This is a genomic window from Adhaeribacter terreus (assembly GCF_042657365.1).
Lineage (GTDB): Bacteria > Bacteroidota > Bacteroidia > Cytophagales > Hymenobacteraceae > Adhaeribacter_A > Adhaeribacter_A terreus.
Genome location: NZ_JBHSKT010000004.1, coordinates 84,969 through 99,848, shown reverse-complemented (window position 1 = coordinate 99,848; position 14,880 = coordinate 84,969). Strand labels below are relative to the sequence as shown.

Here is a 14,880-nt window from a genome sequence, read left to right as displayed (position 1 = left end):
TATTTAAATGGATTTTATTGAAGTTGCCGTTCAGGCGCCCCAGGATTTTGCCGATATTTTAACTGCCGAACTCAGCGAAATTGGTTACGATACGTTCATGGACACCGATTCCGGTTTCAACGCTTACATTACTGAAGACATTTTCAGCGAAACCGATTTGCAGGAAGTAGTAGCGAAATACGCCGCCATGGCTGAAATTTCCTACCAGACCAGCAAAATTGAAAAGCAGAACTGGAACGAAGAGTGGGAGAAGAATTTCGAACCCCTGATCATTGGCAACGAAGTTTCCGTACGTGCTTCCTTTCACCCGCAGCCGGAAAACGTGCAGTACGACATCGTGATCAATCCGAAAATGACCTTCGGCACCGGCCACCACGAAACCACCACGCTCATGATCGAGAACCAGCTCACGGTAGATCATAAAGGCAAGCGGGTTTTGGATATGGGTACCGGCACCGGTATTCTGGCTATTATGGCTTGTAAACTGGGTGCCAGCGAGGTAGTGGGCGTGGAAGTAGAAGACTGGAGCGTAGAAAATGCCCGCGAAAACGCAGAACTGAACAACTGCCCGAACATTTTGGTGCATTTCGGCGATGTAAAAGTGGTAGAAAACGATGCGCCTTATGATGTGGTGCTGGCCAATATTAACCGCAACGTACTGCTGGCCGATTTGGCTGCTTACACCAAACTGCTGAAAAGCGGCGGTCCGTTGGTTTTAAGCGGTTTTTACATCGAAGATCTGCCTGCTCTGAAAGAAGAAGCTACGCGTTGCGGCCTGGTTTTTGAGACCAACCGCGAGAAAAACAACTGGGTTTCGGCTATTTTCCGGAAACCGCTTATGTAATCTGAATATCCTTTTATGAGGTCTTTTTTACTTTTTTGCTTTTTCTTTTTTAGCCTGGTAACCACGTTTGCCCAAACGCCGAAGTTCTCTGAAGATCCGGATCTTTTTATCGGGGAAGTTCAGACAATGATGGTGCCAACCCGTAACGATCGCGCTATACAGGTTGCTTCCATGCTCGATATGGCCTGGAAAAGCGGCCTGATAAGCCCTGAACAGAAAACCCGCGTTATAAAATTCGCGAAAGGCTTGCAGGCAAAAAAGTATAAACCTTATCCGCACTTTGTAAATTATTTTGGTGCCATTGGAAGCGCCGTAAACGTGCACAGCCTTACCGGCAAGGAACTGGATAAGGTTATGAACGTGATCGATGAAACGTATCAGAAAGAAGATCCGAAATCGGTAGAAACGTTTATGGCTACGGCCTACCGTTTTTTAGATACCAAAGCTTTATACCGCACCAGAACCAATGCCCTGCGCGTGATCGGGGGTACTTTTTCTTTTGAATACCGCTACGGCAACGAAGTAGATGAACCTGAGCCCGTAAAAACGGTACCAAAACCAGCTCCAAAACCCAAAGCAGAACCAAAGAAAACTGCTAAAAAGACCGAGAAAAAGAAAAGCAACGACGGCTGGGACGACTGGTCGGGCTGGGATGACACCGAAACCACTGCCAAAACCGAAGACGACGGCTGGGGTACAGCTCCGGAACCGGAAGTTGTGCCGGAAGAAAGCAGCATGCGTACCAGTTATTTAACCGAAGAAGTTCCCGTTGTTAAAGGCCCGGCCATTGTAATTAAAGACGCCGATATTTACATGGTTAGCCAGTTCGATTCGGTAACCATTTACAAAACCAGCGGGGTCGTTTCTTTGCTTTCAAACAAGTTTGTGGGTAAAGGCGGTCATTTCGATTGGGATATCAATGGCAATCCGGCTTCGGTAGAGCTCAAAAAATATAATTTCGACGTTACCAAGCCTGAGTTCAAAGCCGAAGGCGCCACGCTTACTTATAACGCTACTTTAGAAGAACCCATTGAGGGTGTTTTTGAATATAAAGCCAAGCGCCGCGTTATTAACGTAGATTATGGCTATCCGCGTTTTGCCTCTTTTACCAATGATGCCAAGCTTAAAAATTTAGGCGAAAACCTGGCTTATCGTGGTGGGTTTACGTTGCAGGGCGCTAAAATTATGAGTGCCGCCTTAGATAACAGCTTTTCTTATCTGGTAGCCAAATATAACGGCGAAAAGAAATTCAAGTCGTATTCGCGCAACTACATTCTCGGCGATACCTTAATTTCGGCGGAACGCGCGGGCATTACTATTTACCAGGAAAAAGATTCCATTACTCATCCGGGTATGGAATTCAAGTTTTCGCGGGAACGGAACATGCTGAAAATGATGGAAAACAATAACAGCGCGCTGAAAGAAATTCCGTTCCTAGATTCATATCATAAAATGGAAATTACCGCCGACCTGCTGATCTGGAATCTGGCCGAGCCGCAAATGGTATTTTCCATCATCACAGCTAAAGAAATGGTGCCGGCCCAGATCGAATCGGCCGATTATTTTTCCGATAAGCGTTACCAGCAACTGAAAGGTATTTCGAGTTTCCACCCGCTGCAAATGTTGGTGGGCTATTCGCAACGCAAAAAAACCGATAAATTCTACGCCGTAGATGTAGCCCAGGATTTAAAAATAAAGGAAGCTACGCTCAAAAAATCGATGGCGGCTATGGCGCGGCTGGGTTACATAGAATACAACAGTACTACCGGTTATATCATTCTGAAGCCCAAAGCAATACATTACGTAAATGCGCACCGCGATAAAAAAGACTTCGACCATATTTCCATTAAGTCTTATTCCGGCGCCGGTAAAAATGCGACGTTCGATATGGGCAGCAAGGAACTGGTGCTGCGGGGCGTAAAGCAATTTGCCTTTAATGCCGATTCTGGGGCGATTATTGCCGTGCCGGATAGCGGTATTGTGCGGGTGCGGAAAAACCGGGACATGGAATTTGCCGGGCGCGTTACCACGCCAAACTTCATTTTTAAAGGTTCCGGTTTCAAATTCAGCTACAACGATTACTGGATCGATATGACCAAGATCGACTCGCTGATCTTCCGGACCAGAAAAGGCAAAAAAGGCGCGAAAGAGAAAGTAGATATTAAAGGTGCCGATGTGAACAGCGCCGCCGCCGAACGCATAGCCCAGGAAAAAGCCCAGGCCGCTGCCGATTCGTTGGCCCAGATTTCTGCGCCGGATGATTTCCCGGAAGATGATTCGGTTCGGATACAAAAATTGCAGGCCGCTAAAGCCGCTAAAAAGCTGGCCAAGCAAAAAAAGAAGGAAGAAAAGAAAAAAGCCCGCGAAATAGCCAAAGCTAAGAAAGCTAAAAAGAAAAAGCCGCAGCTCGATGAATGGGGCGATCCGATTATTGAGGAAGAAGCCGTGGCCGACGAAACGACCGGCGAGCCAAAACCGGTCGTGAAAAAGAAACCGAAAGTAAGTACCGAAAAAGCCCTTACCGGCCTGAACGGAAAGCTCTATCTGAATAAACCGAATAACAAATCGGGTCGCAAAAAAATACCGGGCTACCCGATGTTCGATGCTTCTACCGGTGCGGTGGTGTATTTCAACAAACCTGACGTACTTGATGGAGCCTACGACAGCAGCGTGTACTTTACCATTCCGCCGTTCAAGCTCGATAGTATTGGCAGCGCCAGCCAAAGTGCTGTAAACTTTAAAGGTACGTTTCATTCCGGCAATATTTTCCCGCCAATAGAAACGCGTCTGACGGTTATGCCGGATCAGAGTCTGGGTTTTGAATACCAGATGCCGGAGGAAGGTATGCCGGTTTATGGTGGCAAAGGAAAAGCCACGGGCAAGATCACGCTGAACGAAAATGGTCTTCAGGCCAACGGCTCCATCAATTATCTGGCTTCCACGCTGAAATCCGATACGTTTACGTTCTACCTCGATTCGGTAACGACCAAGCGTGGTATTTCCGGGGCCATTGCGGCGAATAAAACCGGAATTTTCCCGGATGCTGTTATAGGCCATTATGAAATGAACTGGCATGTGAGCGCCGATAGCCTGGCCCTGAACAAACCGGATTCGCTCTTCAATGAGAAATACATGGATCCGATAAAGCTTTATAACGGGCAGTTTGCTTATAAAGGCCGGGCCGTAATTACACCGGAAGGCCTGAAAGGAAACGGTATGGTTGAGAGCGAAGAAACTAAAATAAAGTCGCCGTATTTCAATTTCCAGGAAACGCACTTTAAGGGGAATAATGCTGTGATGGAGATTAAGTCTGATAATCCGGATAAACCGGCTTTGCTTGCTACCGATGTGCACATGGACTACGATCTGAAAAAAGGCTATGCCGAATTCAGTCCGGAAAGGGTAGGCTTTGCGAGTACAGAACTACCGAATGCGCAGTATAAAACCTCGTTGAGCGGCGGTAAGTGGGATTTCAAGCAGAAGATCGTAACCATGAATGAGCCGGAAGGCAAGGAAGATATTACGAGCTCATTCTTCTATTCTACAAACCCGGATCAGGATACGCTGAAGTTTTATGCCAAAAGCGCTTTCTACGACCTGAATACTAATACCCTGAAAGCAGGCGGAGTCCCTTACATTCGCGCGAACGATGCGCATATTTATCCGGGCGACGGCAACGTGGAAATTACCGAGGGTGCGGACATAAAGGTGTTGCAGAACTCTAAAATTGTGATGGATACGCTTAACCGTTTCCATGAAATGGTGCAGGGCGAAATTGATATCATGTCGCGGAAAGAGTTCCAGGGTTTTGCTACTTTGGAATATAAGAATTCGCAGGGCAAAGCCTTCCCGATCAAGTTTGGCAGTTTTACCCGCGATTCTGTGCTCATAGAAAAAGGCCAGCCTTACGAGTATGTTACCAAAGCAGTGGGCGAGGTAGCAGAAGAAACCCGCATGGAACTACTGCCGAAAATTCTGTATAAAGGGGTTGTAAATCTAACGTCGAATAAACAATTGCTCGATTTTGACGGGGAAATGAAACTTGCATTCGGCGATGAAGCGGCTTCAGCCTGGTTCCCTTATAAGAATACGGTAAATCCGGATTCTATTCGGGTAACGATCAAAAATATGAAAACCGTGGATGATGTGCCGTTGGTAACCGGTTTGCACGTTTCGGGTAATTCCTCAAAAATTTACAACACGTTTGTGTCTGAGAAAGCCGATGAAACGGACCTGAGCGTTTTTGAAGTGGATGGTTTGCTTTCGTACGATAAATTTAACCGCGAATTTAAGCTCGGCGATGAATCGCGGGCGTACGCCGATTCTTACGAAGGTAATGTGATGCTTTACAACGATTCGTCTAAAGTGGCGAAGTACGAAGGAAAGTTCAACCTGATAAAATCGGAGAGAGATTTTAAACTGGCAACTTCCGGTAGTGCCCGCGCGAATCTGGATAGTAACCGGGTAAACCTGGATGCTTTTATGGCTTTCGATATTAATTTACCGTCGCAGGCCTGGGCGCAGATGGGTACCATGCTGGTAGATAATTCCAGCGGCGCACCGGAGGCAGTTAACAGTGGTAATTCAGCGTTGCTGTTTAAATTAGGCGAATTCCTGGGCAATAAAGGCGTGGAAGATTACATTAACAAAACGAATTCCGGCTATGTGTCTTTCCCGAAAATTTCGCCGAAGCTGATCCATAGCCTGGTGCTGAACGAGGTGAAATTGCGCTGGAGCCAGAAAACGGGTGCCTGGTACAGTGTTGGTCCGATAAGTGTAGCCAACATAGATAAGACCGATGTGAACGTGCAGATGCCGGGCCACATTGAAATTAAACGCAACGGAGAATTTGATGTGGTGAATATTTACCTGGAAGCCAACCCAACTACCTGGTACTATTTCAGCTACTCCGAAAATGTCCTGACTGTAGCTTCTTCCGACGGGAAATTTAACCAGATACTGGCTCCGAAACTTAAACCGGCCGGAACGGTGGCTGCTACCTTTACCCCAATCGCCGGCGAAACTATGGACCGGAACCAGTTTGTGCTGAATTTCCGGAATACGTATCTGGGTGGCAAAGGCGAGCCTCTGGTAGATGCTCCGGCTGTTCAGATAAACGAAGAACCGGCCTCTGACCCGGCTACAGAATCGGCTGAAGGAGAGGGCGATGGCACGGAACCGGCAGCCGGTAAGAAAAAGAAGAAAGAAAAGAAGAAAAAGCCACAGGTTGATGAGTATGGCTATCCGATTGAAGATGAACCGGTAGCCGATACACCGCCGGCTGAAGCTCCTCCGGCCGATGCACCACCAGCAGATGCGCCGGTTGCGGATACTCCGGCTGAAGAAGCCCCTGCAGAAGAGGCACCGGCCAAGAAGAAGAAAAAGGAGAAAGTAAAAGTTAAAGAAGAAGAACAAATAGACGCTCCGGCAGAAGAAGCACCGGCTGATACTCCTGCTGAGCCAGCCGCGGAACCAGAGCCAGAGGCGAAGCCGGAGAAAAAGAAAAAAGAGAAAAAGAAAAAGCCGAAGCTTGATGAATTTGGCGAACCGATAGAAGAAGATACCGAAGCAGACATAGCCCCGTAATTACGGGGCTATGCCTTTTTATAGCCGGTTGCAAAAGCAGAAACGTATATATATGGCAATGGCCCGTGAGTTTTTCAGTCCGAAACCATAGCGTTTTTGGAGTTAGGGAAACAAGATTGTAAACCTGCCGGGCTTTTTATTTATCTTTGACGTTTACTAAATTACCGGATTGATTTTTACGGGTACTTTTATCGGCTGATAACGTACCATTTTTTTTGAATTTCTGAATACACTATGAATCTTCTCCTGATTGGGATATTTGCGTTGGTTGCTTATTTAGTAGGAGCAGTGCCTACCGCTTTATGGGTTGGTAAGGCTTATTACGGAATTGATATCCGGGAACACGGCAGCGGCAACTCCGGGGCTACCAATACCTTTCGGGTGCTGGGTAAAAAACCGGGAACCATCGTTATGCTAGTCGATATTTTTAAAGGCTGGACCGCAACTTCGCTGGTAGGTTTCTTGGTGATCTTCAATGCTATTCCGGCCGAAAATGTAGTGCCTTTTCAGTTGCTTTATGGCTTTCTGGCAGTTTTAGGGCATGTTTTTCCGGTTTATGCCGGATTTAAAGGCGGAAAAGGTGTGGCAACTTTGCTGGGTATGGTGCTGGCTATTCAAACCGAAGCCGCCTTGGTTTGCCTGGGCATTTTTATAGTAGTGCTGCTTATTTCAAAATACGTTTCGCTGGGTTCTATGCTAGCCGCGCTTGCGTTTCCGTTGCTTATGCTATTGCCATGGTTCCGGCCAGAACACTCTACAACTCTTTTGGTTAGCTTTGGGGTTATTGTAGCGGTGCTGGTTATTTTTACGCACCGCAAAAATATTTCCCGCCTGATACATGGTAACGAAAGCAGGGCCAATATCCGGTTCTGGTAACATTACACCCGCTGAAATTATTTAAAAAGCCTTCCTTTAATGCAGGGGAAGGCTTTTTTATGTAGTATTTAACTTCCTGCATTTCAGATCCGGTTTTTAACGCCGGAGTATTTGAATGATGCTGATTTAAGAAGTTTCGCTTTTTTCTTAGCGGGATCAAGGATTATTAGATTAACGTATTTGCAGGATTTCTAAGCGTGTTAGCCTTACTTTTTGGGGTCAAAACGATAGCGTTTTAAGCAGAAATGGGAAAGGTAGCATTGATTAAATTCCTTAAGAATTCAACAGACCTTCGTGCGGTTTGATGGTTTGATTGAAACAAAAATGGTATGCTTTTAAACAGAAAAACTGAAGTTGACCAGCGTTTTGGAGCATAAAAAAGGCCGCCCCAGATGGAACGGCCATTTTTTGCGTAGATGTTCGTTTAAAACTATTTGTTAACGTTCTGACCCTTTGAAATGTTTTATCTGGTTCTACATTCTGTTTAAAAACAAGTTTTGCGCTTAAAACAGTTTGTGCATTTGCAAATACTGGAATAACCTCGTACTTTTAGAGGCGAAAAACAGCTTATTTATTAATAATTCATCTTTACTTATGAAAAAAATTTTTACTCTGCTGCTAGCCATGGTTGCAGCCAGTGGAACAATTCTGGCTCAGAATTCGGGTGGCCCGGATGCTTATGGTTACACATGGAAAGATAACACCGCTGCAGGTGGTCCGACTTATAACTGGATCAATATTATTGGTAAAACCGGTACAACGCAAATTACCGGTTTAGGCGATGATAACTCAGTAGGTATGATTCCATTGGGTTTCACCATGAAGTATTACTGGGTAGATGTAAACAGCATTAAGATCGGTTCTAACGGCTGGATATCTTTCAGCAATGTTGGTAATATTGCGCACGGCTTCCCTAACATTCCACAGGGTGGTTCAGGCTCTAACTTTGTTGCTCCTTTCCTGGCTGACCTTACTTTAGAGGCTGCTGCTGGCGCTACAAACCCAGGCAGCGTTTATATGTACACAAATAACGTAGATACTGCAATCGTTTCTTACGTTAACGTACCTTTCTGGCAATCTGCTGCCCCGGAATATATCGGTTCAAACACATTCCAGGTAATTTTTACCAAAGCCGATAACGGTATTAAATTCCAGTACAATACCATGAACCCGGTAATTCCGAACCTGACTGCTAACTTTAACGATGCGGTAGTTGGTATCGAAAACATAACTGAAACCATTGGTCTTCAGGTTATGGCAGATCAGATGCCAACCAGCAACACTGCTATCAAATTCGAGCGTCCGGCTAACTCTACTTACCAGGTTTCCGATGTGAAAGCTAACTGGGTAAACAATAGCCAGAACGGTGCTTTTACTGCATTAAAAGGCCAGGCAATGAACCTTACTGCCAACGTGGCGAACGTAGGTAACGTGAATATTGCCAGCCCGATCTCTTCCCGTCTTACAATTACTAAACCAGGTAACGGAACTTACAACCAAACTGTAAGCTTGCCTAAATTACGCGTAGGAACTGATACTGCTCATACATTTGCAACTCCGTTCACACCTAATATCGACGGTACTTATTCTATTCAGCATAACGTTACGCTTACCGGTGACGTTAACTCCTCTAACAACCTGAATGTTACAGAACTTGTAGTGGTAGATACTGTTGGCAGACAAGAAGTTGCTCTGAGCTACAACAATGCTTCGCCGGAAGGTTTAACCAGCTTTGGTGCAGCGGTGTTCTACCCAATGCCATTCTTCCCGACTGAAGTACGTTCTATTGATTTTGATGTGCTTGGCGATCAAGGTGCAACTGTAGCTGATAACGGCTTTATTGTACGTATTTACGGCGAAAGCGCTACCGGTGGCTTAGGTGCTCTTTTATTCGATACTACTCTGGCAGCTGCCGATGTGTTACTGAACACGAACAACCTGATCGAGATTCCGCAGAAACAATATTACATGATCACCAGCGGTGGTGTATATGTAATGGTTATTCCGGATGTTCCTGCCGGTGTTGACCAAAATGCGTTCCTGTTAGTAGACGAAGAACCTCCGTTCTCTTTCCGTACTTTTGAAGTTCAGAATGGTACGCTTACGCAATACCGTACTGCCGATACAGAAGATTTCATGATCAATATCAGCATCGGTACAAAAATTCTGTCGCCAATGGGCGTATCGAAAGATCGTAACAGCGTGGTTGGTTTAAGCAACATCTATCCAAACCCTGCTTCAAACAGCGCTACTTTAACGTTCGATCTGAAACAGCCGGTTGCTGTAGAACTTACTGTAACTAACATTATTGGTGCAAAAGTTAAAACCCTGAACCTGGGTAAACAAACTGCTGGCTCACACGAAGCGAAACTGAACATCAGCGATCTGAATGCCGGTGTTTATATCTGCACGCTGAAAGCTGGTGAAACAGTTGTAACCAAGCGTCTGGTTGTAACCAAGTAATCTCATTTTATAATGCTTTAAAAAGCCGCTCTGAAATTATTTCAGGCGGCTTTTTTCTTTTAATTTTAGCACATTAAAAAAGACTGAACTATGAACGATTTCCTGACCCAGAATAAAGACCGTTTCCTGAATGAATTGTTAGATCTGCTGCGCCTGCCAAGCGTGAGTGCCGATCCGAAATTCAAAGACGATGTGATAGCCACGGCTCAATTCCTGAAAGAGAAACTGGAAGCAGCCGGCGCCGATAAGGTTGAACTTTGCCAGACAGCAGGTTACCCGATCCTTTACGGCGAAAAGATGGTTGATCCGAAATTGCCTACGGTTCTGGTTTATGGCCATTATGATGTACAACCCGCAGACCCTTATGAGCTCTGGGATTCGCCGCCGTTTGAACCGGTAATTAAGAACGAAAAGATTTACGCCCGCGGCGCCTGCGACGATAAAGGCCAGATGTACATGCACTTCAAAGCCTTTGAGATGATGATGAGGGAAAATAAACTGGCCTGCAACGTTAAATTCATGATAGAGGGCGAGGAAGAAGTGGGTTCTGAAAACCTGGGCACCTTCGTAAAAAACAACAAGAAAAAACTGAAAGCCGATGTAATTCTAATTTCCGATACCGGCATAATTGCCAACGATACGCCGTCTATTACCTCAGGTTTGCGCGGTTTAAGTTACCTGGAAGTAGAAGTTACCGGCCCGAACCGCGACCTGCATTCCGGTTTATACGGCGGCGCGGTAGCGAATCCAATCAATATTCTTTGCAAAATGATCGCCAGTCTGCACGACGAAAACAACCACATTACTATTCCCGGTTTTTACGACAATGTAGATGAACTTTCTAAAGAAGAACGTGCTGAAATGGCCAAAGCGCCTTTCGATCTGGAGAAATACAAAAAAGCCTTAGACTTGGGTGATATTCATGGCGAAGCTGGTTATTCTACTTTGGAAAGAACTTCGATCCGGCCAACGCTGGATGTGAATGGTATCTGGGGCGGTTATACCGGCGAAGGCGCTAAAACGGTAATTGCTTCAAAGGCTTTTGCTAAAATTTCCATGCGTTTGGTGCCGCACCAGACCTCCGAAGAAATAACCGAAAAATTCCAGAAGCACTTCGAAAGTATTGCCCCGAAAAGTGTAAAAGTGCTGGTGAAACCCCACCACGGCGGCGAGCCGGTAGTTACGCCAACCAACTCGGTTGCCTACCAGGCCGCCAGTAAAGCCTACGAAACCACGTTCGGCAAAAAGCCAATTCCGGTACGCAGCGGCGGCAGCATTCCCATTGTAGCCATGTTTAAATCGGAATTGGGTATTGATTCTGTGATGATGGGTTTTGGCCTTGATTCGGATGCGATCCATTCGCCGAATGAAAGCTACGGGTTATTCAACTATTTTAAAGGCATTGAAACGATCCCGTATTTCTACCAATATTATGCGGAAATGAGTTCCGGGAAGTAAATTTTGCTTCGGCAACATTTCTGAAAGTCTGTATCGTTTTGGTACAGACTTTTTTGCTTTAAAAGTATAGCGTTTTTTGCTGTCATCCTGAGCGTTAGCGAAGGACCTTGTTGGCGGGCAGCAGTTTTTCAGCTAAAAAGCATACCGTTTTTGAAACACCTTTTCTGCTAAACATCTAGCTTCTTGCTTTCATCGACAATTTTCTCCCTCAAGCCGGGTGGCTTCGTTTCTGCGTTCGCGTCTCACCCTTTCCTAGCCGCACGCGGCTTTTCTGACGAAACCGGAAAGTGCGGAGGCCGCGCACGCAGAAACTGGGATCACTCACCTTCGTAATCAGCTTCTTTTTAGTTTAGCTTTCTCAGATAACGTGATTTTCAAGCTACGCTGCGCTGGCGAAATGCGTGAGGTAAAGTCCTTCCATGTTTTTAGGGAGGGATTTAGGTGGGGCTTTTGAAATCTTTTCAATCCCTAAATCTAATAAATCCCAGTTCAGACAATTGTCCTGAAAATCCTTTAATCCTGAAAATCCTGATTCAAAACGCTATGTTTTTCAACGCAAAAACTCGTGTATATCTTTCAGCTTCATTTAACGTATAGCATAAAAACTATATTTATTTGTTATCTTAAGAGCTATTCTTTTGCATGAAAAAAGCTACTGTTTTAATAACCGGCGCTTCTGGCGGTATTGGTGAAGAATTAGCCCGCATCTTTGCCAGAAACGGTTTCGATCTGGTGTTGGTAGCCCGTAATGAGGATAAACTGCAGCAGCTTGCCAAGGAATTTTCAACGCAATTTCACACGACAAATACAGTTTTGCCCACCGATCTGGTACAACCATCAGCTCCACAGCAACTCTTCGAAACCCTGAAAACTAAAAATATTCCGGTGCAGATTCTGGTGAATAATGCTGGTTTTGGAGAATATGGCTATTTTGAAGAAATTAGTTTGCAGCGCCAGCTCGATATGATGCAATTGAATATGACGGTTGTGGTGTATTTAAGTAAGCTTTTCCTCGATCAGCTGCCAAAAAATACGGAAGGAAAAATACTGAACGTCGCTTCTACGGCAGCTTTTCAGCCGGGGCCTTTAATGGCGGTTTATTATGCAACCAAAGCATTTGTACTGTCGTTTTCGGAAGCTATTGCCAACGAACTGAAGGCGCGGCGCGTAACCGTAACGGCCTTGTGCCCCGGACCAACAGAAACCGGTTTTGAGCAGCAGGCTAATTTAGGCGGCTCCGATCTTTTTGCGGGAAATATTGCTTCGCCTCAGGAAGTTGCCGAAGCCGGTTACGAAGGCCTGATGGCCGGAAAAACAGTAGTGATTCCCGGAATAAAGAATAAAGCATTGGCGCTGAGCAGCCGCTTTGCACCACGAGATTTGGTAACCAGAATAGTGCGCTACATGCAGGAAAAAAGATGAAACCATACCTACGACCTGAACCCCCGATTACCGGCCTGGAAGATATTAATTATCGTATTTCCAGCTTTATTAATACGTTTACCACCATCTTGTATGTGGCGCTGGCCATGGCCGTAGGAGGCGTGATCATGAAATTTCTGCAGATAAACGGCGGAAGTTATGTGTTCATTTTTTCCATTATTATCCTCACGCTTATTTTCCTGGTGCAGATCGGGTTATCTTTCTTTTTTATTGTAAGCCACGTAAAACTAGCCTTGCTGGGTGCTTTCGGAAGTTTGGCTTTGGGCTTGGGTTTCCTGGCTATTTTATTCCGGTATCAGGGTTGGTTGGGCTGGCAGATCATGTATTTTATTGCGCTGCCTATTTTCCTGATCACGGCTTTTTTTCTGGGCAAATACCGTTCCCGGCACGAGAAACTGCACCATAACCAGCTTCGATTCCTGAACCGGAATTTGCTATATCCTTACGTATTAGCCTTTATTTTAGGCATTGCTTCGTTCGTGATCGATTTCCGGGATCGGGAACCCAATCGCAATATAATTCTGGAAAATGCCCCGCCGGAAACAATAGATTCGATCCGGTGAAAAACTCAGTTACAGCTTTGATCCGATAAAACCAGCCTGGAAACATCGAAGCCTTTTTCTTTAATGCCGGCCACTATTTTATTATAAAGCGCCTGGTCCATTTGCTTTTGCCGGCTCAGGATCCAGAGATATTCTCGGTTAGGTGCGCCAACGACTGCGTAGCTGTAATCGGGGGCCAGGTCTATGATCCAGTAATCGCCTTTAAAAGGCCAGAAGAATTGCACTTTCAGTTTAGCGTTTGTTCTTTCGTCTTTCACAAACGCTTTTCCCATTGCTACCTCTAATTCTCCGGTTGCGCTATTTTTCCGGCAGCTGTTCTTTACTTCCACGTAGCCTTCTGGGTGCATTTTATATTCGGCTTTGGTGCAATGGCAGCCTTTCTGAAAGCGCTGCGGGAAAGCCGAAATCTCGTACCAGGTGCCCATATATTTTTGCAGATCTACATAAGCCACCGTTTTCAGCGGTTCGTTTTGCGGCCGGAAAGCCATAAAAGATAATCCACCAGCCAACGCTGCGATGCCTAAAAGTATTTTCGTTTGTTTTCTCATAGTTTTTGGGGCTAAAAGCATAGCGTTTTTAATGCAAAGCGGGAAGCCCTTACAGGTATTTTTCCATCTGGTAATGTTGAATACTACCGAAAAGCAAATGTGTTTTTTTTACCACTTTGTACCCGTAGCGTTTATAAAAATTTACGGCTAGTTCGCGGGCTTGCAGCGTTATGTATTTACAACCGGCATCGCGGGCTTTATCTTCCAGGTAATGCAGCAGATATTTTCCTAAGCCCTGGTTTTGAAGATCTTCCCGGATAGCCATAAATCGTAACTGACCTTCTTCTTCGTTTTCGAAATGCAAACGGCAAACGCCGGCCGCGCGGTTTTCAGGGTCCAGCAGCATGGCGTGAATGGCCCGGTCATCATCTGAAGCGCGTTCGGTGCCGGGTGGTTGCTGCCAGGGTGCCCGCAAAACATCGTAACGCAACTGGTAATACTGTTCAAAATCTGCTTCGGTGGCCGGCTCAATTATTCTCATGGAAAACGGTAGGGTTTTGGGGCGAAAAACTGAATTGTTAGCCTAAAATACTAACTTTACCGCTTCATATACGTGTAAGTTTTTCTGTCAGCCTAAACTTTTTAACTATGCCTTCCTTCGACATTGTAAGCAAAGTAGATCCGCAAACTTTAGATAACGCCCTGAACACGGTAAACCGTGAAATTCAGAACCGCTACGATTTCCGCGACACCAAAGGCAGCATCGATTTCGACAAAAAGACCAACATTATTCTGGTTACTACCGAAAATACCATGCGCCTCGGCCAGATTGAAGATATTATCATCAGCAAATTCGTGAAGCAGAATATAGATGCTACCGCGCTCGATTTTACGAACGAAGAATATGCTTCCGGGCCGATGATCAAGAAAGAAATTAAAGTACGCGCCGGCCTCGATAAAGAAGTTTCGAAGAAAATAGTAAAGATCATTAAAGATCAGAAACTGAAAGTTCAGCCCGCCATCATGGACGACCAGATTCGCGTAACCGGCAAAAAAATTGACGATCTGCAGGAAGCTATCGGTGCCCTTCGCAAAGCCGACATCGGCCAGCCTTTGCAGTTTGTGAATATGAAGTCTTAATGTTTAATGATTAATGAAT

10 protein-coding genes are annotated in these 14,880 nt (G+C 45.5%); 8 read left to right on the top strand and 2 right to left on the bottom strand.

Going from position 1 to position 14,880, the window contains the following annotated elements:
- Window positions 1-7 precede the first annotated feature (7 nt).
- From prmA to ACFPIB_RS07960, 7 genes are all read left to right on the top strand, one after another.
- Window positions 8-844, top strand: coding sequence for a 50S ribosomal protein L11 methyltransferase (gene prmA, locus ACFPIB_RS07990; protein WP_378016912.1), 837 nt, complete (start codon window positions 8-10; stop codon window positions 842-844).
- A 15-nt stretch (window positions 845-859) separates the two neighbouring features.
- Window positions 860-6,430 (top strand): hypothetical protein, encoded by a 5,571-nt coding sequence (locus ACFPIB_RS07985; RefSeq protein WP_378016911.1) that lies wholly within the window; start codon window positions 860-862, stop codon window positions 6,428-6,430.
- A gap of 234 nt (window positions 6,431-6,664) precedes the next feature.
- Window positions 6,665-7,306, top strand: coding sequence for a glycerol-3-phosphate 1-O-acyltransferase PlsY (gene plsY, locus ACFPIB_RS07980; RefSeq protein ID WP_378016910.1), 642 nt, complete (start codon window positions 6,665-6,667; stop codon window positions 7,304-7,306).
- A gap of 594 nt (window positions 7,307-7,900) precedes the next feature.
- On the top strand, window positions 7,901-9,769 hold the full coding sequence (locus ACFPIB_RS07975) for a T9SS type A sorting domain-containing protein (protein WP_378016909.1): 1,869 nt from the start codon (window positions 7,901-7,903) through the stop codon (window positions 9,767-9,769).
- Between the two features lie 90 nt (window positions 9,770-9,859).
- Window positions 9,860-11,227, top strand: coding sequence for a dipeptidase (locus ACFPIB_RS07970; protein WP_378016908.1), 1,368 nt, complete (start codon window positions 9,860-9,862; stop codon window positions 11,225-11,227).
- A 642-nt stretch (window positions 11,228-11,869) separates the two neighbouring features.
- Window positions 11,870-12,649, top strand: a complete 780-nt coding sequence (locus ACFPIB_RS07965; RefSeq protein ID WP_378016907.1) for an SDR family NAD(P)-dependent oxidoreductase — start codon at window positions 11,870-11,872, stop codon at window positions 12,647-12,649.
- Window positions 12,646-13,233 (top strand): hypothetical protein, encoded by a 588-nt coding sequence (locus ACFPIB_RS07960; protein WP_378016906.1) that lies wholly within the window; start codon window positions 12,646-12,648, stop codon window positions 13,231-13,233. Before ACFPIB_RS07965 ends, ACFPIB_RS07960 begins: the two co-directional genes overlap by 4 nt.
- Window positions 13,234-13,238: 5 nt before the next feature.
- Here the strand turns inward: ACFPIB_RS07960 and ACFPIB_RS07955 are convergent, their stop codons facing one another.
- Window positions 13,239-13,781, bottom strand: a complete 543-nt coding sequence (locus tag ACFPIB_RS07955) for a lipocalin family protein (protein WP_378016905.1) — start codon at window positions 13,779-13,781, stop codon at window positions 13,239-13,241.
- Window positions 13,782-13,830: 49 nt separating this feature from the next.
- On the bottom strand, window positions 13,831-14,262 hold the full coding sequence (locus ACFPIB_RS07950; protein ID WP_378016904.1) for a GNAT family N-acetyltransferase: 432 nt from the start codon (window positions 14,260-14,262) through the stop codon (window positions 13,831-13,833).
- Window positions 14,263-14,369: 107 nt separating this feature from the next.
- Here ACFPIB_RS07950 and ACFPIB_RS07945 point away from each other — a divergent pair, with 107 nt between their 5' ends.
- Entirely contained in the window at window positions 14,370-14,861 is a 492-nt protein-coding gene (locus ACFPIB_RS07945) for a YajQ family cyclic di-GMP-binding protein (RefSeq protein WP_378016903.1), read from the top strand.
- Window positions 14,862-14,880: the final 19 nt, after the last annotated feature.